Consider the following 26,775-nt stretch of genomic DNA (forward strand, 5'->3'; position numbering starts at 1 on the left):
GCGCCGGGTGTGCAGCGAGCGCTGGGCGCCGGCTGGCGGCGAGCGCCAAGTCCGCGAGGGTTCCAAGCCCATGGGTTTCTCGCCAGATAACGTTTCATTCGAGTATATACGGTTTTGCGGCTCTAGCTTGTACTAGCGCAGATAACACATGGTTTCTGCGCTGAGTCGTGGCTCCATCGGCGGGCTGAAACTGCGAATTTCGTCGGTGTCTTGGAATTACGAGCCTGAAAGGTGCATGAAGTCTGAATAAATTCACTCAGACATGGCGAGAAAAACCGGCAAATAACTCAGACTTGGTGCACTTTTCCGGAAAATCGTACAGACTTAGCGAGAAAATCAGGCTCCGCGCGAGCGTTCATGGAAGGGCTTGCGAAACCAACTTTGGGTACGCTTCAAAGTCCGCCTAAAAAGTGCAAAGAATCTGTATTTGAGCCACCGATTCTTTAACAAAATCAGGCAAATCCACAGATTCTTTGATGCTTTTAGGCAAAATCTACAGATTCTTTGCAGAAATCAGGCACGTTGTAGCCAGGAGTAAAAATCTTCCAGTTACACCTTGGGCGCCATGCTCTGCAGTTACACAATTCCCAGGTAGAAGAACGCATAGTTGAGCGCGTTGATCAGCGTGTATATGCCGCCAATGACCAGGTAGGGCCAGAGGTGTGCTTTGGTGATTGCGATAAACTCGCGAATGAACGCCGTGGGCCAGTACCAACCTTTGGTGTGCGAGCCGATGCCGTCTGCCTTGATGCCCAGGTTGTGGGCGTATTCGGCGCACCTGAAAACGTGAAAGTCGCTGCTTACAACTGCTGTGGTGAAGTCGCCGCAGGCTCCCGTGCTGTCGCTTGCCGTCACGTCGCCGCTTGCCGCAGTACCGTTGCTTGCTGACGAGCTGCCGCTCGCAGCGTCATTGCTTGCGGCAGAGGTATGGTCGGTGCGGATTACGGCTATCGAGTTCTTCAAGTTTTCCCAGGTAGTGGTCGACTTGTCTTCCATGAGAATCGCGTCGGCCGGAACACCCTTCTCCAGAAGATAGTCCCGCATGGCCTGAGCTTCGGAGACTACTTCGTCAGCACCCTGACCGCCAGAAGCAACAAACTTTCCTTGCTGATGCTGCTTGTTCCACAGTTCAAGTGCCTTATCAATCCTTCCTGCGAGCAGCGGAGTTGGTCGCGTGCCATCAAGCCCGGCGCCGTGAATAATGATGTAATCGTATTTGCGTCGGCGGGGAAGAATTCGATAAATCCACGAGTAGAACAGCAAAGACACAAAGGTAAATGAGAACCACATACCTTCGAGTGTAAAGAGTCCAAGCAAGAAAACAACAATGTGGCGAGAATCTGGATCAAAAGAATTTAGAAGTGATGGGGCACAAAGCAGTAAAACGATAAATCCGGCCATCAAAAATGGCAGCATTGAAGTCAGCGAAAATCCGTTATTTTTTACCACAATTATCGTATTAATAAGTAGAAAACCTATGGTCAAAAACGGTGTTGCAACTACTATGATAACTAAAACTAATCCTAGAATATAGCTATTAAGCTTAAAAACTAAAAGAACAGAGGTCCATGTAAGGGCTGCAAATAGAAAAAGCGCATTTCTGAATTGACGAGGTTCTTTGATAAAAGAGTAAATAAACAGCACACCTGGAACAACAGCTGGAGCTAGTAAGAGTGTGTATGAGAGCACATATTGCCAGTCAAGGTGAACTCCGAAATCCCTAAGTATGCTATCAAGAATCATTCAGTCTCCTTCATAAGAACTGAGTTTTTTCAGTCACCAGTTGGCGAGAAACCCATTTACTAGAATTATAACAATCAGCTTAAGAAGCTGAATTTTAATTCGTTGTTTCATCACAAAGCGCCGACTTATACCACTCGGCATCGCTCGCTTACAACAGAAAAGTGGACAGTTGCCCATTTGACTCGGTGAACGGTAACCGTTTGCCGATAAGCGTTGTTTCGCATCGGTCGGAGGTTTGGTTAACGGTATGTTAGCGTACACATTGTCTACGTGCGCAAATATCGGATATTTGTAAACCGCATTTCTCGTCAGCTTAAAATTCATGAAAGTCTGCTCAACCTTTCACGGTTTCGTTCTAGATTTACGTAAAAAAGTACTTGAAAATGTACTTCGCGAGTGTTCGCAGTTTGTTGTGGAGAGGACCCATTTGTGGCCGCAACAACCACGTACGCTCGTATGCGAGCTTTCGCAAAAACGTTTATAAGCCTCGTCAGTGTCACGCAAAAGGCGTGCTCCTCCACGAGGTAGGTAGTGTTTCAACTGCAGAAACACAGATTTTAGGAGGGTTTTATGAAGGGTTATGCAATGCTCAAGATCGGCGAGTCCGGCTGGATTGAGAAGGAGACACCAAAGTGTGGTCCTCTGGACGCAATCTGCAAGCCACTTGCGGTCGCAATTTGTACATCTGACATTCACACTCTGTGGGAGGGCGCAATCGGCGACCGTCACAACATGATTCTTGGTCATGAGTGCTCCGCAGAGGTTGTCGAGGTTGGCGAGTGCGTCAAGGACTTCAAGCCTGGCGACCGCGTCCTCGTTCCTGCAATTACTCCAGACTGGAACTCCCTTGAGGCACAGGCCGGCTACTCCATGCACTCCGGTGGCATGCTTGCTGGCTGGAAGTTCTCCAACTTCAAGGACGGCGTCTTCTCCGAGTACTTCCACGTAAACGACGCTGACGGCAACCTCGCTCACATGCCAGAGGGCATGGATCCAGCAGACGCCTGCATCCTTTCCGACATGGTTCCAACCGGCTTCCACGCAGTTGAGCTGGCTGGCGTTGAGTTCGGCGACACCGTCCTGGTCATCGGTATTGGACCTGTCGGCCTTATGTCCGTTGCTGGTGCTGCACTTCACGGTGCTTCTCGCATCATTGCTGTTGGTACCCGTCCAGTCTGCGTTGAGGCAGCTAAGGGCTACGGCGCAACCGACTTCATCTCTTACAAGGACGGCCCAATCTGGGAGCAGGTCATGGAGCTCACCGGCGGCAAGGGCGTTGACCGCGTTTGCGTCGACGGCGGCGGCTGCGAGACCTTCGAGGACGCTGTCAAGGCACTCAAGCCTGGCGGAAAGATTGGTAACGTCAACTACCTGGGCTCCGGCGACTACGTCAACATTCCTCGCGTCGAGTGGGGCGTTGGTATGGGCCACAAGGACATCCGTGGCGGCCTCATGCCTGGCGGCCGTCTGCGCATGGAGAAGCTCTCCAGCCTGGTCACTTCTGGCCGTCTGGACCTTCACCCAGAGGTTACTCACCTCTATCACGGCTGGGATCACCTCGAGGAGGCTCTCTTCACCATGCGTGATAAGCCATCCGACCTCATCAAGCCAGTTGTTGTTATCGACTAGGTAATCAACTAGGTCGCGTTATTTAGTACGTTTGAGCTGGCGAGAAGTTCGTTTTTCTCGCCAGCTTTTTGCGCTGGTGAGCGCCAACGGAGTTTAGGAAGCGGTTGTATTCATGAAAATCCTTGTTGTATCAGGCTTTCTTGGAGCTGGTAAAACCACCTTCATTCAGGAGCTCGTGCGCCGGACTGGGCGTGATTTTGCTATCTACGAGAATGAATATGGCCAGGCAGACATTGATGCGCGCCGTCTAAGGCAGGACTCCGACCTCAAGGTTTGGGAGTCTACCGAGAACTGCATTTGCTGCTCGGGCAAGCAGGATTTTGCGACGTCGGTGCTGACCATTTCAAACACTATCGACCCCGAGTATTTAATTGTTGAACCAACTGGCGTGGCTAAGCTGCAGAGCATTCTTGATAACGTGAATCAGGTAGCCTGGGAACGCATTAGTTTGCTGGCGCCGGTTACCGTGGTTGACGCCGTTTCGTGGCAGAATCAGCGCACCGATTTTCCAGAGATTTTTGATAACCAGCTGAGCGCCGCTGCGAGCGTGGTGATTTCCAAGCTTGCTCCAGGTAGCGAGGATGCTGCCGAGCCCATTAAGCAGCTTGCGTCAGAAATGAATCCGCAGGCAGAGGTTATTGCGGAGTCTTCATATGCTGATATTCCTGATGAGTGGTGGAACTCTCTTTTAACGCGCGCGCTTGACGGTTCTGTTCTTAAAGATCCAGCTAGCGAGAAGGACGAGGGGCCTGACCTGGAGACTATGGCTCTCACTCACGCTGAGCTTCCCAGTCCAACGCATTTGATTTGGCTTTTGGACGCAGCGTCAGCTGGCGTTTTTGGAAAGCTTGCGCGCGCAAAGGGTACGCTGCCTTGTGGTAATCAGTGGGTCAAGTTTGACCTGGTAGAGCGCGCATGGGCGATTACGGGTGACGAACCTCAGGAAGAGTCTAGGTGTGTGTTTATTGGTCGCGACCTGCTGCGCCATGGACTTCGCGAGGCGTTTGTGCCGGCGTTCTGGCACGAGCAGTCGGACTTGGCTGACGAGCACGATCATTCGCATTGCGACCACGAGCACGGTCACTGCGTGCATGAGCACTGCGACTACGAGCATGGACACTGCGAGCATGAGGGCCACGAGCACGACCACGAGGGACACGAGCATCACGCGCACGGCGGGCACACGCACGAGCACCACAAGCACGGCGAGCACCACGCGCACGATCACGGCGAGCACCACGAGCACCACGAGCACGGCGAGCACTGAGTCGCAAGCGCGTAAAACTGCAACTAAAAAAAGCCTCCGATTGAACTACCTCCTATTTCTTGGACACGAGAAATAGGAGTCAGTTCAAAACACACCTAAGTCAGATAATCTGTCAAAAAGACGTATACATGACGCTGAAAATAGCTAAAACGTGCAGATTATCTTCATTTGATGTGTAATATGGCCGCAATTGTGCAGAATATCTGTCATAGGTGTGTTCCTTAGAAGCGGAATTTACCTATAGTTAAATCTTTTATATGACGCTATTCATTTTTAAGCATATTAGCTGAAGTTTATGCATAGAGATGAATATCGGGTAGTGCGACCGCCTAGCTTCTTGGCTATCTTGATTAAGAACATGTCGATTCTTCAGCAGAACCTACCAAAGCTGCGCTATTTTGTGCGCCAGGCCTAAAAGCCGCCGCTAACACGCTACAGAATCATAATCACCCGCACATGAACTACCTTCCATTTCTTGGACATAAGAAATGGGAGGCAGTTCAGATGTGGAGGCTCTTTACTAGTTCTTGAGTGAATTGAGTGGAGCGGGGAAGCGACCGCCTCGGTGGGCAAGCACTGAGCCTGCAAACTGGTTGACCGGCATAATGGGCGCGGAACCAAAGAGGCCACCAAACTCCAGGACGTCTCCCTCGTTATAGCCGATAGCTGGGATAACGCGGACCGCTGTGGTCTTGGTGTTGATGACGCCAATGGCCATCTCATCTGCGATGATGCCCGCGATGGTCTCCACGGAGGAATCGCCAGGAATTGCAATCATGTCCAGGCCAACGGAGCAGACTGACGTCATTGCCTCGAGTTTCTCGAGAGAAAGCGCACCGTCTTGAGCTGCGCGAATCATACCCGCATCCTCGGAGACCGGGATGAATGCGCCGGACAGGCCGCCGACGCTTGACGACGCCATGACGCCACCCTTCTTGACGGCATCGTTGAGCAGGGCAAGCGCGCAGGTAGTTCCGGGGCCACCGCATTCGCCAACGCCGATGAGCTCCAGAATCTTAGCGACGGAATCGCCAGCTGCTGGGGTAGGCGCAAGACTGAGGTCTACGATGCCCTTCTCGACACCTAGGCGCCTTGAAGCCTCACGGCTCATCAACTCGCCCGCGCGGGTAATCTTGAATGCGGTCTGCTTGATCTTCTCGGCAACGTCCATGAGATTTGCGGAGTCGGGGAGTTCGGCGAGGGCCGCAGCCATGACGCCAGGGCCGGAAACGCCCACGTTAATGACGGCGTCTGCCTCTCCGCTGCCGTGGACCGCGCCGGCCATGAAGGGGGAGTCCTCCACCATGTTGGCAAAAACGACCAGCTTAGCGGCACCGTAGCACTGAATGTCGGTGGTGCGGCGAGCGGCCTCGAGCACGGTCTGGGCCATGAGCAGGACGGCGTCCATGTTGATGCCCGCGCGCGTGGACGCGACGTTTACCGAGGAACAGACGCGCGACGTGGTGGCCAGCGCCTCGGGGATGGATGCGATGAGTCGGCGGTCGGCGTCACCAAGGCCCTTGTGGACCAGTGCCGAGAAACCACCCAAAAAGTCGATGCCCAGCGTCTCGGCCGCGTGATCAAGCGTGTGAGCCAGCGGCGTCAGATCCTGCGCCGATGTACATGCCGCAATCTGCGCGATTGGCGTGACGGAAACGCGCTTGTTGGCAATGGGGATGCCGTACTCGCGCTCCAGGTCTTCGGCCACGGACACCAGGTGCTCGGCCTGGCGCGTGATGCGGTCGTAGACCTTCTGGCACATGCGGTCCAGGTCCTCGTCTGCGCAGCTATTGAGCGAGATGCCCATCGTAATGGTGCGCAGGTCAAGGTTCTGCTCGCTGACCATGGCGAGGGTTTCGGCGATTTCCTGTGGAGTGATGTTCATGCGCGTCCTCTCGGAATGCGGTTGTCGTGCGGTGCCGGGGCGAAGGCCGCAGATAGCGTGCGGTGCCGGGGCGTGGTGCAGCTTGCGTGCGGTGCCGAGCCACGGATGCGGTTGTCGTGTGGAGACAAGGCTTGGCTTTTGGCGGACGACCAGCCGCAGGGGTTTCTCGACTATTATACTTAAGCAACAACGATAAACGGGGCAAGTTGCGAGGTAACGTGGCGGAAAAAGTCACCCTAAAAACGATTGCGCGCGAGGTGGGGCTGTCGCCCGCCACGGTTTCGCTGGTACTGAACGGCCGGCCGGTGCGCGTGAGCGACGAGAACCGCCGCCGCATCCTCGACGTTGCCCGTCGCGAGCACTACATTCCCAACCAGATTGCAAGAAGCCTGGTCACACAGCACACGCAGACGCTGGGGCTGATCGTGCCGAATATCGAGAGCCGGTTTTTCTCGTCGTTTGCAAAGATGCTGGAGATGAAGTGTCGCCGGCGCGGGTACGCGCTGTTCATCACCAACTCGGATAACAGCACGTCAAACGATGCGGACCTTGTACGACTGCTGGTCAATCGTGGCGCCGACGGTATCTTTATCATCACGTCCGACGAGGTAGAAGCCTCAAAGCAGCTCATCGTCGACCTGGAGCAGCTGCCCGTGCCGTACGTCATGGTGGACCGAACCATCGACGCGCTCGACTGCGACAAAGTCACGTTCAATAATGAGCTTGGCGGCTATCTGGCCACAAAATACCTGCTAGATCACGGTCATCGCCGTATCGCATGCATGGTCAACACCGCTTCCAACACCGGCTGCGCGCGCCTCAACGGCTACGTTCGCGCGCTTGGCGAGAAGGGCCTGGAGCTGGATCAGTCGCTTGTGCTGACCAGCGATTATTACATTCCTGATGCGTATCTTGCAGCTCAGCAGCTGATTCGAGTGAACGCTACGGCGGTTGTTGCAACGTCGGACAACATTGCGTTGGGCTTGCTGCGCTATCTGTACGAGCGTGGTTTGCATGTTCCGCGCGACTATTCTGTTGTCGGATACGATAACAGCATTTCAGACGCGCTGTTTGAGCCAACGCTGACTTCGATTGAGCAAAATGTTGATGAGCTCTCGGATGCTGCGCTTTCAATTATGTTCCGTCGTCTGAGCGAGCATGGAGCGGATGTTGGCACAGGTATTGGCGTTGGCGCCGAGATGGGTGTCGCTGCTAGTGCGGGTGAGGGCGCAGCTGCTGATAGTGGCGCTGGTGCGGATAGCGGCACAGACCTTTTCTCTGCAAAGATTACCGGAACAGGCCTGGAAAACGCAGATGAGCCGGTGGACGATGGCGCGTCAATTCAAATAATCCTTGAGCCGCGCATGATTGAGAAGAATAGCGTGCGTGTTTTGGGTTGCTAATCAGATTTCTGCATATTCATGCAAAAAAATGCATTCTTATGAATACATAACTTTTGAGCTCAAAATTATGTGCCGAAAAAGGTAAAAAACCCGTTTAGTTGGGGATGAAAACTTAAAATTGGCCGATTTATCCCCAACTAAGAAGATTTTTTACCGCGTCAAAAACTTTTATCTGGGCAAACGTTGTATGCAGAAAAATGAAATCCCCAACTAAACGCATTTTTTACCACTTTGGTGCGTATACGCTTTACTTGGGCACCATTTTGGTTGCATTTTGGCATTGTGGGTACTGTTGGGGGATCATTTTGCTGCTTAAAAGACACCTTAAGCGTCTCTCAGGAAAGAAATTTCCAGAAATCTCACAGTGATAAAACGTTTTATCACTTAGAGTAGTACTTGAGACATAGCCGAAGCATCATACTGTTATGTATGTGTTGTTTTATGCGCGCCCAGTTGAGTGCGAACAAAACACTCGCTCAGGTGATGGAAGCAACGAGGTTGCCTAACCTGCGTAAACGCGCAGATAGCAGCCCAAGAAAAGGAGGAGCACATGGCTCAGCCCGTGTACGGCACACCTTGGCAGACCCTGAATCAGCCTGTATCTGAGGACGAGCTTGCCGGCGTCGATAGGTATTGGCGCGCAGCTAACTACCTGTCTGTTGGTCAGATTTATCTTCGCAGCAACCCTCTTATGAAGGACGGTTTCTCTCGCGAGGACGTTAAGCATCGCCTGGTTGGTCACTGGGGAACCACCCCAGGCCTGAACTTCCTGTTCGGCCACGTCAACCGCTTCATCCGCGACCATAACCAGAACACCATCTTCCTCATGGGCCCTGGTCACGGTGGACCTGCAGGTACCGCACAGTCCCTGCTCGACGGCACGTATCGCGAGACCTATCCATTCATCACCGACGATGAAGAGGGCCTCCAGAAGTTCTTCCGTCGCTTCTCTTACCCAGGCGGAATTCCTTCCCACTACGCACCTGAGACTCCAGGCTCCATCCATGAGGGCGGCGAGCTGGGCTACACCCTGTCTCACGCTTACGGCGCCGTCCTGGACAACCCATCCCTGCTAGCAGTTGCTGTTGTTGGCGACGGCGAGGCAGAGACTGGCCCACTTGCAACTTCTTGGCAGACCAACAAGTTCATGGACCCACTGACCGATGGTATCGTTCTCCCAATCCTGCACCTTAACGGCTACAAGATTGCTAACCCAACCATCCTTGCTCGTATTTCCGACGGCGAGCGCGACGAGTTCTTCCGCGGCATGGGCTACCACCCATACAACTTTGTAGCAGGCTTTGACGACGAGGACCACGCATCCATCCACCGTCGTTTCGCAGCTCTGCTCGAGGCTGTCTTCAACGAGATCTGCGCTATCAAGACTCGCGCAGCCGCAGGTGACGCATCCCGTCCTTACTACCCAATGATCATCTTCCGCACCCCTAAGGGTTGGACTTGCCCTCCTTACATCGACGGCAAGAAGACCGAGGGCTCTTGGCGTGCACACCAGGTTCCACTGGCATCCGCTCGCGACACCGAGGCTCACTTCCAGGTCCTTCGCGACTGGATGGGCTCCTACAAGCCAGAGACCCTCTTCACCGAGAAGGGCGCAATCCGTCCAGAGGTTACCGCTTTCATGCCTAAGGGTGACCTCCGCCTCGGCGCTAACCCTAACGCAAACGGTGGCGCAATCCGCCGCAACCTCGTCCTTCCTGACGCAAAGAAGTACGAGATCCCAGTTGCCGAGAAGGGCCACGGCTTTGGTGCTACTGAGGCAACACGCGTCCTTGGCGAGTACACCGCTGAGCTCATCAACAGCAACCGCTCCGAGTTCCGTATCTTCGGACCTGACGAGACTGCTTCCAACCGTCTGCAGCCTTCCTTCCAGGTAACCGACAAGCAGTGGTTCGGCGGCTTCAACGACGACTTTGAGAACGACGAGCACATCTCCCCAGTTGGTAACGTTATCGAGCAGCTTTCCGAGCACCAGTGCGAGGGTCTGCTTGAGGGCTACACTCTGACCGGCCGCCACGGCATCTGGTCCAGCTACGAGTCATTCGTTCACATCATTGACTCCATGATTAACCAGCACGCTAAGTGGCTCGAGGCTACCGTTCGCCACATCCCATGGCGCAAGCCTATCTCCGCTCTCAACCTGGTCCTCTCCAGCCACGTTTGGCGCCAGGACCACAACGGATTCTCTCACCAGGATCCTGGTTTTGTTGACATCATGCTCAACAAGAGCTTCAACAACGACCACATCACCAACATCTACTTCCCAGCAGATGCTAACCTCCTGCTTGCAGTTGGCGAGAAGTGCTACACCTCCACGAACTGCATCAACGCAATCTTCGCTGGTAAGCAGCCTGCTCCAACGTGGGTAACGCTCGACGAGGCTCGCGAGGAGCTTGCAGCTGGTGCTAAGGAGTGGAAGTGGGCTTCCAACGCTGAGGCTGGCGAGGAGGACATTGTTCTCGCATCCTGCGGCGACGTCCCAACTCAGGAGCTCCTGGCAGCTCTGGACATGCTTGGCAAGCTGGGCATTAAGGCTCGCTTTGTCAACGTTGTTGACCTGCTCAAGATTCAGAACGCTTCCGAGAACGACGAAGCTCTCTCCGACGAGGAGTTCACCAAGCTCTTCTCCGCAGACAAGCCAGTTCTCTTCGCGTTCCACGCTTACGCCGGTTCTGTCCGCCGCCTGATTTGGAACCGTCCAAACCACGACAACTTCAACGTTCACGGCTACGAGGAGCAGGGTTCCACCACAACTCCTTACGACATGCTGCGCCTGAACAACATGGACCGTTGGGCACTTGCTGCTGACGCTCTCCGCATGATTGACGCTCAGAAGTGGGCAGATCAGATCGACGAGTGGGAGAAGTTCCGCACCGAGGCCTTCGAGTTTGCTGTCGAGAAGGGCTATGATCACCCAGCATTCACCGACTGGTCTTGGCCAGACGCTTCCGATGCTGATCAGGCTATCTCTGCAACTCAGGCAACCGCTGGCGACAACGAGTAACACGCTCTCGAGCTGCGAGCGCCGAGCGCGTGGCGCGACCGCGCTAGCTGCACAAACGTGCCTTCAGCCCGGTATCCACTTCATGTGGGTACCGGGCTTTCTTGTGCGAAAGCGCTGCTAGTGGGTGGGATTTCTCGCCAGGTAGAGGCGCGTTCAGCGCGTGCCCGATTTCTGCAAAGAATCTGTAAAATTTGCCTGAAAATGCAAAAGAATCTGTGGATTTGCCTGATTTCATCAAAGAATCTGTGTCTCAAATACAGATTCTTTGCACATTTCAGGCAGAGTTTTCGGGACGTGACCTTGAATCCGGGGTGGTGGCGGATGGTTATCACGGACCCCTTCATGGAGCCTGATTTTCTCGCCAAGTCTGAACAATTTGCCGGAATATTGTATGAAGTCTGAGCTATTTGCCGGTTTTTCTCATCAAGTCTGAGTAAATTCGTTCAGACTTCATGCACTTTTCAGGCTCAAATTGCGCCGTGCGTCTACCTGCGTCGGCACGCTCGTCCAGCTTGGCTCGGACAGCGGCCTTGAACGCGGCGGCATCCGTCATCCACGGAACGTGCTTGCCGCCGATAATGTTGAATGGCTCGTCGCCCTTGGCAAGCAGATACACCAACGCTGGGCGAGGGTCGTCGTAAGCAGCGGAAACTGCCTCGTAAATGGCGTCGTAGCGGTCAAGGATAATCTTGTGCGCGGCGCCCTCAGGCGTGGCCTCGGCCATCTGCGCGCAAATCACCGCAGGATCTTCCATATTGCAGTCCTCGGTGGTGTAAATCATCAGGTCAGCCCACTTGGCCGCCTCTTCCGGCAGCTCTTGGCGACGGTTGTACGCCTTGCCGCCAACGGCCCCCATGACCACATAGCGGCCATAACCAGGGAATTCTTTGGACGTTGACGAGAAAAGCTTCTGGTAGGAAAGCTTGTTGTGGGCGTAGTCGACCAAGCCCGTGACCTTGTTGTCGGGCGAGCTCAAGAGCTCCATGCGACCTGGCACCTTAACGTTCATCAGCGGAAGCACAGCGTCCTTCTCGCGAATGCCCAGGTAGTCGGCAACGGTGATTGCCGCAAGAGCATTCTCCACGTTGAAGAGGCCGGACATGGGCAGCGCAGCCGCGCCGGTCCACGTTGGGGTGTGCACGGTGAACGTGACCATGCCCTGGCGAGGGGTGATTTCGTCCGCCCAAACGGTTGCGTCGGAATCGGTTGTGGAGAAAGTCAAGACCTTCTCGCACTTCTGCGCTCGCTCCATGACCTGGTCAAACATCATGGTGTTTTTGTTGATGACGGCCACACGAGCAAGATCAAAAATCTTTAGCTTACTCTCAAAGTAATCCTCAAAAGTAGGGTGTTCAACAGGGGAAATGTGATCGGTTCCAATGTTTAGGAACACCGCGACGCTCAGATTGAGGCCAACCGTACGGTCGTACTTGAGTCCCTGGCTGGAAATCTCCATGTCAACGTAGGGGAGACCAGCCTCTGCGGCATGCTTGAGATGACGCCACAGCTCAGGAGCTTCGGGCGTGGTGTTGTGAGCTGGCTGCGTGTCCTTGCCGTCAAACACTTCAATACCGCCAATTACGCCGCACTTGGAGTACGGCTCGTCGCCGTCAAGGATGGCGCGCAGCATATACGAGCAGGTAGACTTGCCTTTGGTGCCTGTAATGCCGATGGTGGTGAGCTTCTTGTCGGGATGTCCCGCAACGCCTGCGGCTGCGTAGGCCATGGCAAGGCGCACGTCATCCACGCAAATAGCGGCTACGTTTGGCGCCACTGCCTGCAGCTCCTCCGCGATCGACTGCTGACAGAGGTATGCAACAGCCCCAGCCTCCACCGCGCTTGCCAGATACGCTGGCGAGAAGTGAGCGCCCTTGCAGACAAACAGCGAACCGGGGGTGACCTCACGAGAATCGCTTGCAACATCGGTAAGCTGTGCGTTTTGATCCACCGCGTCAAGATGCGCGGTAGTGTACTCGATGTTCTTGCTGGTAAAGAGCGCCAGGAGCTCGTGTAATGTCATCCTCAAAAGTCCTTCGATAGCTGTTTGGCGCAAGCACAGCGCCCCAAAGACAGTATCAATAGTTTAGCCGTCTGACCCCACTTGTGCTGGCGACAGTGCAACTTTCTTGGTCCTTGCACGTCAGCGTCACACCCTCATGGCGAGAAAATCATCAATCTTGCTTGACGTAGAGAGTGCTGCGAGGTATAGTACTTGTTCGCGCAAGCGTTTACATTGCGGGGTGGAGCAGTCTGGTAGCTCGTCGGGCTCATAACCCGAAGGTCGTAGGTTCAAATCCTGCCCCCGCGACCATAAGAATTTTAAACCCGCCTCGGCGGGTTTTTTGTTGCTCGTCATCCGGGTGGGGCGACGCGCCATCGAAGCGGCGGCGCGATGGGCGCGGCTCCCGGTGTCGACAAGCGCTATCTCGAGCGTTGTGCGCACAAGATAGGCTGCTTGCTTAGAGCTGAAAATCTGTCTCATGCTGCAGGAATTAGCACTCACACAAATGCATTACTGCTAGAATGTATTCACGTTGTATTTACTCAAAGGCAGGTGCACGAGGTGAAGTATTCGGAGCTTGTGAACAGCGGCGCTACCGAGATGGAACTGCAGGAGCAACTCGTTGGCGGCGTTCACTGACGCTATAGCTCAGCTCTTGGGGTACTTGACTTGGCGCGATGTCAAAACAGCGCTGATAGTGTTTTCCCGGAAGCGCAGGTTTGACGATGTCCTCGCACATGTGAGCAATGCCCTTCAGTCACATGAAGATATCCGCAGTTTCAAGGCTATCGACAGGAATGAACTCGACTGCCAGTTCGTGAGAAGCGATAAACCTGGCCAGATTACTCACGTACGGGTTTTGGTCTTCGACCTGTATTCAGAACAAGGGGGGAAGCTGTGAGCAAGGCGGCGATACAAATAGACAATCAACACTCGTGGACGGGCTTCTATCAGGAGTTCGCAGACAAGCTGCTCGCATACAAGAACGACCGGCAGAAGCTTATCTCTGTGCTGAACGACGTGTATTCGCGCATCGGGATGCAACTGCCCAAGCTCGAGGCAGATGAGCTCCAAGACATCGATCCGTTCACCGTCTTCGACCTCTTCAACAAGGGCATCACGGACGCAAACCGGAAGAAGATCATCGCCGGCATCGCCGAGGTATTCGGCGTCGGGGCAGGCCAGCCCACGGACTTCGAGGGTATCCCCGTACTCAACAACCTCAACGCGACCTTCTATGCCTTCTCCGATGACGATCGGAGCGGCGAGAACGACATCGACAACCTTTGGCACGTGTTCGAGGCCGAGGTTGCGCTTGCCGCTGACGATAGCGAAGCAAACAGGAAGGCATTCGTCGAGGCATTCGATGCCACCGTCACCCAGTTCACGCTTGGTTGGAAGCTCACCATGGGCCTCTACTGGGCAAGGCCCTACAGCTTCATCAGCCTGGACCCGCGCAACCGCTGGTTCATGTCCGACGTCGCAAAGGCGGGCGCTGCAATCGCGGACATAGTGCCGAAGGAGAAGGACTCGCCAGTTCACGACGGAGAGCGCTACCTTGCCATCTGCGACACCATCAAGTCAGAGCTTGGAAGCGACGGATGCCCGTATACAGACTTCCCCTCGCTGACAGCTGCCGCCTTCGTGGAGTCCGAGCGCGTCAGCCAGGAGAGGAAGGCTGCCGAGAAGGCAGCAGCTGTGAAAGCGGAGGAAAACGCCCTCGGAGACGAGGGTGTCAGGACCACGCACTACTGGACCTACTCCCCGGGAGACGGCGCCGCTAGGTGGGACGACTTCTACGCGCGCGGCATCATGGGCATCGGCTGGAGCAAGCTCGGCAACGTCGAGCAGTACGCTAGCAAGGAAGACATCCGCAAGAGCCTGCGCATCCTGTACAGCAGCAAGTACTCGCAGAAGAATTCCGCACTCGCGCTCTGGCAGTTCTCTCGTGAGTTGAAGCCGGGCGATGTCGTCTTCGCGAAGCGGGGCCGTAGCGTGATCATAGGCCGCGGCGTCGTCGAGGGGGACTACCAGTTCGACGACAATGGCGACTCCTACCCGAACATCCGCAAGGTACGCTGGACGCACGGCGGAGAGTGGCAAACAGAAGACCTCCTCGCCAGGAAGACCCTGACGGACATCACCGCCTATCCCGACCTCGTTGAAAAGCTCAGCTCGTTCTTCGAAGAAGAGGGCAGCGAAGCCGAGGAGGAAGCGGGAGAAGTCGAATACCCGACGTACACACCCGAGGACTTTCTCTCGGAGGTCTACATGGACGCCGAGCGCTACGGGACCCTCGCCAACGTCCTGCGCGCGAAGAAGAACATCATCCTGCAGGGCGCCCCGGGCGTGGGCAAGACCTTCGCCGCAAAGCGCCTGGCCTATTCCATGATGGGTGTGAAGGACGCCGAGCGCGTGATGATGGTGCAGTTCCACCAGAGCTACAGCTACGAGGACTTCATCGAGGGGTTCCGCCCGAATGCGCAGGGCTTTGACCTCGAGAAGGGCACGTTCTACAGCTTCTGCAAGAAGGCGCAGGACGACTCTGACAACGACTACTTCTTCATCATTGACGAGATCAACCGCGGTAACCTCTCGAAGATCTTCGGTGAGCTGTTCATGCTCATCGAGAACGACAAGCGCGGACCGAGGAACACGCTGCAGCTGCTCTATTCGCACGAGCTGTTCTATGTCCCGAGCAACGTCTACCTCATCGGCATGATGAACACAGCGGACCGCTCGCTCGCTATGCTCGACTACGCCCTGCGCCGCCGCTTCGCGTTCTTCGACCTCCGCCCCGCATTCGACACGGAGAGCTTTGTCGCGTACCAGGAGGGGCTTGCCAGCGAGAAGTTCGACAGGCTCGTCGCCTGCGTCGTGAAGCTGAACGAGGCGATTGCTTCCGACGAGTCGCTCGGCGACGGCTTCTGCATTGGCCATAGCTACTTCTGCCGCATGACTCCGGACGACGTGACGGACGAGAAGCTCTCAGCAATCGTCGACTACGAGCTCGTGCCTATGCTACGCGAGTACTGGTTCGACGAGTCCTCCAAGGTCGACGAGTGGGCCGGCAAGCTGCGCAGGTCCATCCAGTGATCCGGATACAGAACATCTACCACATGCTCGCCTACGCGTTCCAGACGCTGCAGGGGCAGGGCTACCGCGACGTCGCTGCCGAGGAGTTCGACAACACCGCCGACCTCCTCGCCGAGATACTGGCGCGGGGCGTGAGCCTGCAGCTCAAGCGCGGTCTCGGCCGGGAATACGTCGACCGCGAGGAGGCGCTCTCCTCCCCGAGGGGAAAGATTGAGCTGTCCGAGTCCCTGAAGACCCGCTCAATCCTGCGCAGGCAGCTGGTCTGCAGCTACGACGAGTTCAGCACGGACACGCGCATGAACCGCATCCTCAAAGCGACGATCGTGCTCCTGGTCCGCTCTGGCATCGACAAGGTGCGCAAGAAGGCGCTCAGGCGGCTGCTACCGTACTTCGTGGACGTGGGCGACGTAGACCTTGCACATGAGGACTGGCACATGCGCTTCGACCGGAACAATCAGGCCTACCGCATGCTCATGAATGTGTGCTGGCTGGTCGTGAAGGGCCTCCTCCAGACGCAGGAAGACGGAAGCATCCGCATGATGGACCTCCTCGACGAGCAACGCATGAGCCACCTGTACGAGAAGTTCATCCTTGAGTACTACAGACGCGAGCACCCAGAGCTTTCTGCAGGGGCGCCGTACATCAGCTGGGCGCTCGACGACGGCTTCGACGATATGCTCCCCGCCATGCACACTGACATAACGCTCGAGCAGGGCACGACTGTCCTCATCATCGACGCGAAGTACTACAGCCGCACAATGCAACAGCAGTTTGACAAGCGAAGCGTCCATTCGAGTAACCTGTACCAGATCTTCACCTACGTGAAGAACAAGGAAGTGGAGCTTTCCAGTATCCCCAAAGCCCACAGTGTATCGGGCATGCTGCTCTACGCAAAGACCGACGAAGAAATTCAGCCTGATGGTGTGTACCAGATGAGCGGCAACCAGATAAGCGTGAGGACGCTCGATCTCAACCAGCCTTTCGAGGAGATACGCTCGCAGCTCGATGGAATTGCCAAGGCATATTTCTCAAAGGAGGAGCCTGTGTTTGAAGGACTGACGAAGCACCTGCCTGCCATTGAGAAAGCCGAGAGATTTGGCAACTGGGTCGTAGACCGAGAGAGCAAGGGCACTATGGATGACCCAATTCAGATGCCTTACGTGGACTACGAAACGACAGTCACGAATGTTGAACAGGCAATCTACGACTTTGCGGACGAGCATCCCGAATATGAACTCACGCATTACCGCGACATACTCGAGCGCAACGGGCTTGAGTGGGGCAGCCAGGCAATGTCCAGAGCAGACGTGTCGGATTTCGACGGCCAGGCGGTGATGGCACTTCTGCTGGGAGCCGTGAGGGCAGAACGCTTCTGCGACGGAGCGCTACTTGGCTTCTTTGAGGACGGGAGCATTAGACGCTGGCTGTTGAGGCTGCGCGAGATTGACAATGGAGGCAGCAATGAGCGATGACTTGAGCTTCGCCATAGAGATACCTTGCGATGAGGATGGGTTCGTCTTGCTGCAATGCCCCTGTGCTTTAGGTTCGCGCTGATTGCCTCATGCGACCTCTCGTTAATGCTCTTTCTCATGGCCGTCTGGCTTCTCGTGTTGGGGGATCCGATCTCAAGGCGAGACGGAGTCAGTGTACGAAAGGACTGCCAAAATGAAGTTGGAGATGTAGAAGAAGTAGATTTCTACAGAACGTTGGAGATGCAAAAGCACAAAGCGCCTAATTAGTACAGTATGCTCAGGTGAGATAGATGAAAAAAATTTATGAAACCTCTATCCTAATTTACTCATAACCCGAAGGTCGTAGGTTCAAATCCTGCCCCCGCGACCATAAGAATTTCAAACCCGCCCTCGGCGGGTTTTTTGTTAGTAATCAATGCTGGTTGGTCGGGCTGTCTTCGGCAGCCGCCCATCAAGCCGCGAACATCGCCTCCACGCAAGAAAAACACCCCTCTACGCGTCAAATCCAAACTGCAGCAACCGTTGTAATCTCAGCTCAAGACCCTTGTGATGGTCATAGGAATCCAGCAGACGCTGATAATTCGGAGCAGCAGGCCCCAGCTTCTCTACCAGCGCATCTGTAGTTTGCCTTACTGAGAGCAGGGGCTCGGGGTGGTGTTCACCTTCGTTTTCTCCGCTTGCAATACACCAGCGAATGTCTGAACGCACGTGGCTCGTATCAAAAGTTTCAACAAAATTGGGGAACCATGTGCTTGGACTTGCCAGAAGATACTGGTCAAAGGTGCAGGTTGTCTGCATCTCAAAGAGGCTGCACAAACCCGACAATGAGTAGCCAAGCAAAGAAAGAGGACATGTGCCCTGAGCGGTATGAGTAGCTAGAGCAGCGTACTTCTCAGCAGCTGGAAGTACGACGTCAGAAAGAAATTCTCGTCCAAATCCTCCAAAATTGGGAGCCTTTGGCCTTGCGCTCGTTGCAGGCCAGGGAGAATAGCAGTCTTGATCAGACGACGCCGTAATGACGAGGCGTTGGGGAAGCTTTGCCTCGTCAAGTTTTCCAGAAGAAATAAGGGCAGCTATCTTTGGTGTCAGCAGAGAGCCGTGGAGAATTACAAGAAGACCAGGAACTTCGGAGCGTTCTCCGATTGTGATCGTGTTGTCGGGCAGAGCTGATAAATCCATGAAAATCCTTGTCTGTTACTGTCTGTTAGCTACCAGCGATGTACATCGCCGGACGGTAGATCCCATAAAGAGATGTAGCTATTTTAGACATTTCTTACTATGTCCGACTTCTCATAACTCAAAAAGTAAGTTATAGTTAACTCTCAAATTTTCTGCTCTGACTGCAACTTATGTCTTATGTGCAAAGAAAAGCAGCGTATTTTTAGAGGGGTATTGTATGATAAGAAAAGCCGGTCCGTTCCGTCTTTTCATGGGTGTTCTCGTTGCAATTCTGGCGGCGAGTATTGTAGTAACTTCAACAATGGGCGCCATTGGCGTGTCTTTGCAAGACGCATATGCCGTGCTGACACATCATCTTTTTGGCATGCCGCTACCGGAGGCTCTAGCTGCAGGAGGACCTGTCGAGAAAGTCGTCTGGTCGCTACGTTTTCCTCGCATCATCTTGGGTGTGGTAGCCGGAGCTGGCCTTGCGCTTTCGGGTGTTGTCATGCAGGCGTCAGTTCAAAATACCTTGGCTGAGCCGTATATTTTGGGCATTTCATCAGGAGCTTCGTGCGGAGCCACCTGTGCCATCATGCTTGGAGCCGGCGCAGTAAACGTTGTGGGAATTTCTTCGGTGCCGCTGTTCTCGTTTATTGGCTCAACAATCGCTACGATTGGCGTTTTGTTGCTGGCGTCTACCGGCGGACATATGACGTCGTCAAAGCTTGTTCTTTCAGGCATGATTTTGAACGCCCTGTTCACAGCTCTTTCTAATTTCATTATTACAATCGCTGCCAATGCCGAGGGCATGATGGACTTGAAGTTTTGGACCATGGGCTCTTTGGCACGAGCAAGCTGGGGAAACGTTGGCGTTTCCGTTGTCGTAGTACTTCTTGTCAGTGTGTTTTTCTTAACGCAGTTCCGCTCTCTCAACGTGCTGTTGATGGGAGACGAGGCTGCTACAACGCTTGGCCTTAATACCAATTTGTGCAGGTGGGCCTACTTGACCATTTCTGCCCTCATGGTTGGCACGCTGGTTTCATCAGTGGGAACCATCGGTTTTGTTGGCCTTATCATTCCGCATATTGCGCGCTCGTTTGTTGGGTCCGATCACCGAAGGCTGGTGCCAACTGCGCTGGTACTGGGAGCTATTTTTATTCTTTGGGCAGATGCCTGTGCTCGTACCGTCCTGGGCAACGCCGAGGTTCCTATTGGCATCCTGACCGCTGTTGTAGGCGCGCCGTTCTTTGTCTACATCATGGTCGCCCGCAACTATAGCTTTAGGGATGGTGAGTAACATGCGCCTTGACGTGCAAAATGTATCGGTCGCCATTCATAACAAGCAAATCGTAAAGGACGTCTCGCTCAACGTGGCAGATGGCGAGTTTGTGGGCATCCTTGGCCCTAATGGATCTGGCAAGTCTACGCTTTTGCGAGCAATTTACGGTCTTGGCCATCGCTATGACGGGCAGATCCTGTGGGACGGACGAGACGCCACTGAGATATCACGCCGTGACTTTGCGCGCAAAGTTGCGGTTGTAAGCCAGTTTAACTCGCTGTCCTTTGACTTTACCGTTCGCGAGATTGTGTCGCTGGGACGCAGTCCTCATCAGTCGGCGCTGTCAAAAGAAACCGATCACGACGAGTCAATCGTGTCTGACGTTATTCAGAAAGTTGGCCTTTCTCGCTTTGAAGATCGCTCTTTTGCCACGCTTTCAGGTGGCGAGAAACAACGTGTCATGTTGGCTCGTGCGTTGGCTCAGGAACCAGAGTTTCTGGTGCTTGATGAGCCTACTAATCACCTTGATATTACGTACCAGATTGATATTTTGCGCCTTGTTCGCAATCTTGGTATCAGCTGCCTGGCTGTTTTGCATGACATTGTGATGGCAGCTCATTATGTCGACCGCCTGTATTTCTTAAAAGAGGGGACTATTGTTTCCGAGGGAACACCTGAGGATATTGTGACCCCTGAGTTACTTGCTGATGTGTATGGCGTTGAGGGTGCAGTGAGGCCATCAACTGCTGGAAACGGCATCAGCATTGATTACGTATATTAATCATCTGTTGAGTATCAACAGATGAATGAAAGGATATCCGATGGATCCTCGTGTAAGTTCAAATCTCTTTACGAGAAGGAATTTTTTGAGCATTGCGGCAGGGTTTGCTGCAACTGCTGCTGGATTGGGTCTTACTGCGTGCAACAATGCAACGTCTAGCCCATCTACCCCTGATACAGAAGAAAAGAAATCGGCCAATACGAGCTATCCAGTATCGTTCAAGCTCTATGACGGTGACGGCAATGAGTTTGAGGCAAAGTTTGACAAGGCTCCTGAGAGTGTTGTTACCTTGACAGACTCCGCCGCTGAGATTCTGCTGCGTCTGGGCCTTGGCTCCAAGATTATTGGCACTATCAAGCCTGATGCACCAATGCCTTCAGACATTGCTGATGAGTATGCGAACATCAAGCAGCTGGGCGATAAGAAGAGCCTTTCTCGCGAGGTTGTTGTTGCCGCTAATCCAAACCTTATTGTGGGACGCTCACGCCTCTTTACTTCAAAGGACCAGACTTCTCCAAAGGGCTACGCTGACCTGGGAATTTCTGTCTATACCCAGCTGGCATCTTCTGAGCAGGGCGATCCAACGCTTGCCGGAATTATTTCTGACATTAAGAATCTTGGATCTATTTTTGACGTTCAGAGCAATGCCGACACTTATACTGCTGACCTGCAGAAGCGCCTTGATGCCATTAACGAGCGCGTTAAAGCACACGAGAAAGATGCAAAGAAGACCGTGCTGGTCATGACCAACCTTAAGGACGGTACGTTTGGTCTCTTTGGTGGTAGCGAGAAGAGCCTTGAGTTTACTATCATTGACCAGCTCGGAGCTACTCCTGCGACAACTCAGTCTGCAAACGGCCTGACGTACGAGAATCTGATTAAGTTCAACCCTGACGTCATTATTTACGTCACCGCAGAGCGCAACAAGGCAACTGACGCCGCAGCTAAAGACACCCTTCTGGGCGAGAGCTCCCTGCAGAACGTCCCTGCTATTGCCAACAAGAGCATCGTAGAGATTCCATACTCAGAGTACATTGATTACTCTCCACGCGCATTTGATTCTGCCGAGAAGATCCTTGAGGTTCTGTATCCTCAGAAATAGACGTATTTGACATACGCGCCGTAGAGACCACGCAGGATTTTGTTTCCTGCGTGGTCTTATTAGAGGGGTGCGAATTTGTCAAAATGCTAAAATGTATCTTAACTTCGCACGTTAAAAAATGAGACGTATAAGGTCTTACAAGCCATGCACGCATCAGGTTTCGGAGTTCAACTTCTCACAACCAGCTTAAATTGATATGGCCAAGGAAGGATCTCTACGTTTGCCAAGCGTGCGCTTGCATAAATACGAGCACTTGGCAGGAAGGGCGCAGGGATGTCAAAAAGCCGTCTGCAGCTGACATGGTACAACAAGGACAAAGCACTCATACCAACGGAGGCGGGCAAGTATGGCTACATGTGGGTTGACCCCGCTGACCCGCGTTACTGCGAGACACACACGCTTGTAGTGGATGGATATGTCGAGGGCGTGCAAACACCCAAGGATGACATGCACAACTACTCTGCGCGTGCAGATTTAGAACCACAGACGGACAACCTACTTATCAACGGTGAGTCGGGCGACGTGCTCGAAGCGCTCACCCGTGTTCCTGAACTTGCCGAGAAGTATGTGGGCAACATAAAGCTCGTCTACATCGATCCTCCGTTTAACACCTCGCAGACGTTCGATTCCTACGAGGACAACCTTGAGCACTCTATCTGGCTCACCATGATCAGAGACCGTCTTCTGAATCTGAAGCGCCTGCTTTCAGATGATGGCTCCATCTGGGTGCACTTGGATGACATGGAAGTGCATCGTATGCGCCTTCTGTTGGATGAAGTGTTTGGAAGTGTAAATTTCGTAGCCGAAATTGCATGGGAGAAGACTTTCAAACCGCGCAATGATGCTCGTCTTGTATCGGGGCGGCATGACGTCTTGCTTGTCTATAGGAGAAGTCCTTCGTTCTTTTTGAATAAGCTGCCAAGAACTGCAGCTATGAATAGTGCCTACTTAAACGATGATAAGGATCAAAAAGGACCTTGGACAAGTGCTCCCGCTACAGGTCCCGGTGCTAAGACTCACCAGGGAATGGTCTTTGGCATACAACACCCAATTACAGGAGAAATTGTTTATCCGCCAAATGGGCAATGCTGGCGTTTCGGCCAAGATGGATTTTTACAGATTATGAAGGGTTGGAACCCGGCGTACGAGCTTCAGGTAATCGATGATGCGGCGGCGCGCAGCCGGGTCTGTGGCATCGATGAAAGCGAAGTTCGACCAGATGTGCCTGCACTTATAATTCCAAATTTCGATAGCTGCATCGGAGAGACGGTGTATGAGCGTGGGCAGTGGCCTATTGTATATATCACACGAGGTGGCCGTGGCGGATTCCGTAAGAAAACGTATCTGTCCGATATGGATGGGCGTGCGATTGAAGACCTGTGGTTCACGGGAGAGGTTGGTTCTAACGATGAGGCAAAGAACGAGATAAAAGCTCTCTTCCCGGGCGAGACTCCATTTGCTACGCCTAAGCCCGAACGTCTACTTGAGCGCATCATCCACATCGGGACGAACCCCGGAGACATTATGCTCGACTGCTTTGCAGGCTCTGGCACCACAGCTGCCGTGGCGCAGAAGATGGGGCGTCGCTGGGTTACCTGCGAACTCCTAGAGTCCAACTTCAACGATTATACGAAACCGCGCCTTGAGAAGGTCGTGAACAACGAGGACCCAGGCGGCATTACAGCAGAAAGGCCAGAGCGCGTTGCTGATGAAGGTGTGGAACTCCCCGACGGGGTGAGCGCAGATGATGCTGCGAAGTTCACGTCGATTCTGAACAAGCTCGTTGCTGATGATGAGGAACTGAAGAAAGATCAGGTAGTAAAGCAACTCAAGAAGATGACCAAGACCAAGAAGACCAAGACTACACTCAACTGGCGCGGCGGCGGCGGTTTTACGGTCGCTCATCTCTCTCCGGCTTGCTTTGATTACGATCCCGAGCTCGATAGAACCGTTCTCACCAGCACTGCCACGGGCGATGCGCTCATTTGTTCCATTGCAGCAAATCTTGGCTTCAAGCTCTTAGATCTTGGCGACTGGTCTCGCTATGACGGCTACTACTTCGAGGGCTATAGAGGAGACACCGTTCTCAAAGTCTGGGAGGGTGTGGCAACTACTGAGCTTGTTGATTGGCTTGTTTCCCGTCTACACGAGGGCCAAACCATGGTGCTTGCTGCCACGGGAGTTGTCGATGGCGTCCGTGAACACCTCCGCAAACTGAGTCGTGGTTCTCGTATTTTCCTCGTTCCTGACGAGGTTTTCTCGTACTCGAAGGAGTCATAAAACCATGGCCAAGAAGCTTTCTATAACATTCAACTCTGGTCTCATAGACGCGATTAGCGCGGATTTTGATTTGCGCGCTCCTAACAAGGAAGCTCTGCGCAAGCTGGTGTTCGCGCTTGATGGAGACTACGACCCGAGCGTTATGCAGGTGATGAACCTCGCAACTGGTGTAGGCAAGACCTATCTTATGGCTGCCTTTATCGAGTATCTGCGCTGCCAGGGCGTTGGCAATGTCGTTATCGTTACGCCCGGCAAGGTCGTGCAGGAAAAGACCGTGCAGAACTTTACGAAGGGATCTTCGCGCTACATTGAGGGGAGCCCGGTTCCGCCTGAGGTGGTGACTCCACAGGACTATTCCGCCTGGATCGCCCGCGAGAACGGCGGCAGTGTGTTCTCGGCTGGGCGCGAGGTTCCTATGCTGGCCTTCGTTTTCAATATCCAGCAGCTTATCGCTCCGACGAGCTCTGAGGGTGCGACACATGGAAACGGCCAGCAGGAACAGCGCCGCCGCCCGCGCCGCTTTGACGAGAATGCAGGCGTGCTTTTTGACTATCTGCGCGAGCTCGACGACCTTGTGGTTATCGCCGACGAGTCCCATCTCTACAGCACGAGCGCAGCTGCCTTCCATGCGGCTCTTGAGGAGCTCGATCCTGCCGCATGTATCGGCCTTACTGCCTCACCTGATGCCAACGACCATGTGGTCTATCGTTATCCCCTGTGGCAAGCCATACAAGACGAATACGTGAAGCAGCCCGTACTCGCATTCCGCAAGAGCGGGTATGGGGCTGATGGTGCGTCTGAAGAGCAACAGCTCTCCGATGCCGTGCAGCTGAGACAGATAAAGCAGCACTTCTACGACTCATGGTGCGAGCACGAGGGAGTTCCACGCCTAAACGCCGTGCTCTTCGTAGTGTGCTCCGATACAGACCATGCCACACAAGTGACGAGTCTCTTGCGCACACCGCGTTTCTTTGGCAGCGAGCTGTCGGTGCTGCAGGTTGACTCTAACCACGACGACGATACCACGACGAGCCTTTTGGAGCACCTTGATGAGCCATCGTCTCCGGTGCTAGCCGTGGTGTCTGTGAACAAGCTCAAAGAGGGTTGGGACGTTAAGAACATTGCGGTCGTTGTGACGCTGCGCGCTATGGCTTCGGATGTTCTCACGCAGCAGACCATGGGACGCGGTCTGCGCCTGCCGTTCGGCTCCTATACCCACGTGCTTCAGATTGACCAGCTGGACATCATTGCCCACCAGTCGTTCAAGGAGCTTCTGGAAACCGAGAACATCCTCGTGCAGTTTGGACTCGAAGATGCTGCAGACGATGCTCGTGCCGCAAGCGATCAGATAAAAGCTGCCACTCAGAACGTGAATACGAGCGTCGCCACAGCGGCGTCTACAGCACCCGTATCCTCGGTGGTCACATCTGGTATGCAGGAAGCGCCATTCACATTGGTGTGTACGACGGGTGGGGCTGCAGGCCAGACAGCACCTTCATCGGTGGGCGTTGGCACCGCTGCCCCTACACTCTTCAACGGCATTGGCTTCACATCCATCGGCGAGAGCGGCATCCAAGACGATGGCACGCAGGGGCAGCTTGGCTACAAGTACGTGGAGCGCAATCCCAGCTTTGCCGGCGTTTCGTACATCTTCCCCTGCACGACAATTTCTCTGAGCAATCCTGTTATCGACCTTTCCCGCATAGACCCCAAGAAAATCGATGAGGCTGCATCGCGCGTTACCTCGACAGGAGACGTCCTCCTACGCAAGGAAATAGTGGCAACGCTTGGTAAACGACTGCGTACCGTGGATACGGAAAGTGCTGAGGTCGATAGCCTTTCCGTGAGCGACGAGGACGCCGCCACGGCATTACTGCGGCTCGTGATGAACGAGAATCTTCTGTCCGTGACCGAGGAGAACAAGCGCATCGCTAAGTCCTTTCTCGTGAAGCGATTTATGGAAAATGCGCCAGTTGACCACTGGACGGTGAAGTCGCTTGATTCTGCGACTGGCGAGCTTCGCGGTCTTGTGCATGAGTTCGTAGATGATGCGCTGAGGAGCAGGACGGAAGAAACAAAAATCGTCCCTCTCAAGATGCCGAGCCTGGATAGGCTTACGGTTCCGCTCGGAGAGCACGTTCACGAGCAGGTCGAGACGCAGGGGGAGTTTGTGCGCCATCGGTTCTACAACGGTTGGTTCAAGTCGCTTTTTGAGGCGGAGTCGTTTGATTCCTACACAGGAGAATATCTGCTGGCAAGGCTTCTCAACACCTCGCCTCATATTGTGTGGTGGCAAAGGCTGCATCCTCAGGAGCACACCTACATCTACTACAACCCTAAGGATCGCTACTTGCCTGATTTTGTCGCAATGGATGACCAGTACGAGTACTGGATTATTGAGGGCAAGGATGCTCGTGGGCGTGATGACGAGACCGTCCAGACAAAGCGTAGGGCGGCAGAGTCCGTGGTAGTGAAGATGCTCGGGGATGAATATTTTGCAGACCAGAAGTGGGGATACCTCATCGCCTACGAAGACGACATCAAGACATCCGACTCGTGGGATGAGCTGAAGGCGAAGTCGCAACCAGTAAGCAACGGCGCATAGAAGGAAATTCGCATGTGTGCTAACGCCTGCATTGAACATGTAAGATAG

Annotated in this window: 15 protein-coding genes and 1 tRNA gene; 12 read left to right on the forward strand and 4 right to left on the reverse strand. The window is 54.1% G+C overall.

All coding sequences use genetic code 11. The annotated features are described in order from the left end of the window. Positions 1 to 576 precede the first annotated feature (576 nt). Positions 577 to 1,449 (reverse strand): YdcF family protein, encoded by an 873-nt coding sequence (locus RWJ96_RS02135; RefSeq protein ID WP_314018693.1) that lies wholly within the window; start codon positions 1,447 to 1,449, stop codon positions 577 to 579. 864 nt (positions 1,450 to 2,313) lie between these two features. Here RWJ96_RS02135 and RWJ96_RS02140 point away from each other — a divergent pair. Both RWJ96_RS02140 and RWJ96_RS02145 read left to right on the forward strand, forming a co-directional pair. Then, the gene (locus tag RWJ96_RS02140; RefSeq protein WP_035433270.1) at positions 2,314 to 3,372 is read left to right on the forward strand and encodes an NAD(P)-dependent alcohol dehydrogenase; all 1,059 of its coding nucleotides are present in this window, start codon (positions 2,314 to 2,316) and stop codon (positions 3,370 to 3,372) included. 112 nt (positions 3,373 to 3,484) lie between these two features. Then, positions 3,485 to 4,639 (forward strand): GTP-binding protein, encoded by a 1,155-nt coding sequence (locus tag RWJ96_RS02145; RefSeq protein ID WP_314018695.1) that lies wholly within the window; start codon positions 3,485 to 3,487, stop codon positions 4,637 to 4,639. 520 nt (positions 4,640 to 5,159) lie between these two features. On the opposite strand, the gene RWJ96_RS02150 is transcribed toward RWJ96_RS02145, so the two are convergent. Further along, on the reverse strand, positions 5,160 to 6,524 hold the full coding sequence (locus tag RWJ96_RS02150; protein WP_314018697.1) for a PFL family protein: 1,365 nt from the start codon (positions 6,522 to 6,524) through the stop codon (positions 5,160 to 5,162). Positions 6,525 to 6,742: 218 nt separating this feature from the next. On the opposite strand from RWJ96_RS02150, the gene RWJ96_RS02155 reads away from it, so the two are divergent. Together RWJ96_RS02155 and RWJ96_RS02160 are read left to right on the forward strand one after the other, a co-directional pair. Beyond that, positions 6,743 to 7,927 carry a LacI family DNA-binding transcriptional regulator gene (locus tag RWJ96_RS02155; RefSeq protein ID WP_314018699.1) on the forward strand — a complete coding sequence of 395 codons (1,185 nt, stop codon included), beginning with the start codon at positions 6,743 to 6,745 and terminating at the stop codon, positions 7,925 to 7,927. A 550-nt stretch (positions 7,928 to 8,477) separates the two neighbouring features. Then, positions 8,478 to 10,949, forward strand: coding sequence for a phosphoketolase (locus tag RWJ96_RS02160; RefSeq protein WP_314018702.1), 2,472 nt, complete (start codon positions 8,478 to 8,480; stop codon positions 10,947 to 10,949). Positions 10,950 to 11,352: 403 nt separating this feature from the next. On the opposite strand, the gene RWJ96_RS02165 is transcribed toward RWJ96_RS02160, so the two are convergent. Beyond that, positions 11,353 to 12,969 (reverse strand): UDP-N-acetylmuramoyl-L-alanyl-D-glutamate--2,6-diaminopimelate ligase, encoded by a 1,617-nt coding sequence (locus RWJ96_RS02165; protein WP_314018704.1) that lies wholly within the window; start codon positions 12,967 to 12,969, stop codon positions 11,353 to 11,355. A 214-nt stretch (positions 12,970 to 13,183) separates the two neighbouring features. Between RWJ96_RS02165 and RWJ96_RS02170 the strand changes: the two genes are divergently transcribed. From RWJ96_RS02170 to mcrC, 3 genes are all read left to right on the forward strand, one after another. Next, positions 13,184 to 13,260, forward strand: a tRNA-Met gene (locus tag RWJ96_RS02170). 588 nt (positions 13,261 to 13,848) lie between these two features. Beyond that, entirely contained in the window at positions 13,849 to 16,047 is a 2,199-nt protein-coding gene (locus RWJ96_RS02175) for an AAA family ATPase (RefSeq protein ID WP_314018705.1), read from the forward strand. Continuing rightward, positions 16,014 to 17,519 carry a 5-methylcytosine-specific restriction endonuclease system specificity protein McrC gene (gene mcrC, locus RWJ96_RS02180; RefSeq protein WP_314018706.1) on the forward strand — a complete coding sequence of 502 codons (1,506 nt, stop codon included), beginning with the start codon at positions 16,014 to 16,016 and terminating at the stop codon, positions 17,517 to 17,519. The genes RWJ96_RS02175 and mcrC overlap by 34 nt, the downstream gene beginning before the upstream one ends. A gap of 492 nt (positions 17,520 to 18,011) precedes the next feature. On the opposite strand, the gene RWJ96_RS02185 is transcribed toward mcrC, so the two are convergent. After that, positions 18,012 to 18,698, reverse strand: coding sequence for a hypothetical protein (locus tag RWJ96_RS02185; RefSeq protein ID WP_314018707.1), 687 nt, complete (start codon positions 18,696 to 18,698; stop codon positions 18,012 to 18,014). 217 nt (positions 18,699 to 18,915) lie between these two features. On the opposite strand from RWJ96_RS02185, the gene RWJ96_RS02190 reads away from it, so the two are divergent. The 5 genes from RWJ96_RS02190 (at position 18,916) to RWJ96_RS02210 (ending at position 26,727) form a co-directional block, all read left to right on the forward strand. Then, entirely contained in the window at positions 18,916 to 19,977 is a 1,062-nt protein-coding gene (locus RWJ96_RS02190) for an iron ABC transporter permease (protein ID WP_314018709.1), read from the forward strand. Between the two features lies 1 nt (position 19,978). Further along, the gene (locus RWJ96_RS02195) at positions 19,979 to 20,740 is read left to right on the forward strand and encodes an ABC transporter ATP-binding protein (RefSeq protein WP_314018711.1); all 762 of its coding nucleotides are present in this window, start codon (positions 19,979 to 19,981) and stop codon (positions 20,738 to 20,740) included. A gap of 40 nt (positions 20,741 to 20,780) precedes the next feature. Next, entirely contained in the window at positions 20,781 to 21,842 is a 1,062-nt protein-coding gene (locus RWJ96_RS02200; RefSeq protein ID WP_314018713.1) for an ABC transporter substrate-binding protein, read from the forward strand. Positions 21,843 to 22,115: 273 nt separating this feature from the next. Further along, the gene (locus RWJ96_RS02205; protein WP_314018714.1) at positions 22,116 to 24,122 is read left to right on the forward strand and encodes a site-specific DNA-methyltransferase; all 2,007 of its coding nucleotides are present in this window, start codon (positions 22,116 to 22,118) and stop codon (positions 24,120 to 24,122) included. 4 nt (positions 24,123 to 24,126) lie between these two features. After that, positions 24,127 to 26,727 carry a DEAD/DEAH box helicase family protein gene (locus tag RWJ96_RS02210; RefSeq protein WP_314018716.1) on the forward strand — a complete coding sequence of 867 codons (2,601 nt, stop codon included), beginning with the start codon at positions 24,127 to 24,129 and terminating at the stop codon, positions 26,725 to 26,727. Positions 26,728 to 26,775 lie beyond the last annotated feature (48 nt).

Origin of the sequence: Lancefieldella parvula (genome assembly GCF_963547875.1) — a bacterium.
GTDB lineage: Bacteria > Actinomycetota > Coriobacteriia > Coriobacteriales > Atopobiaceae > Lancefieldella > Lancefieldella parvula_D.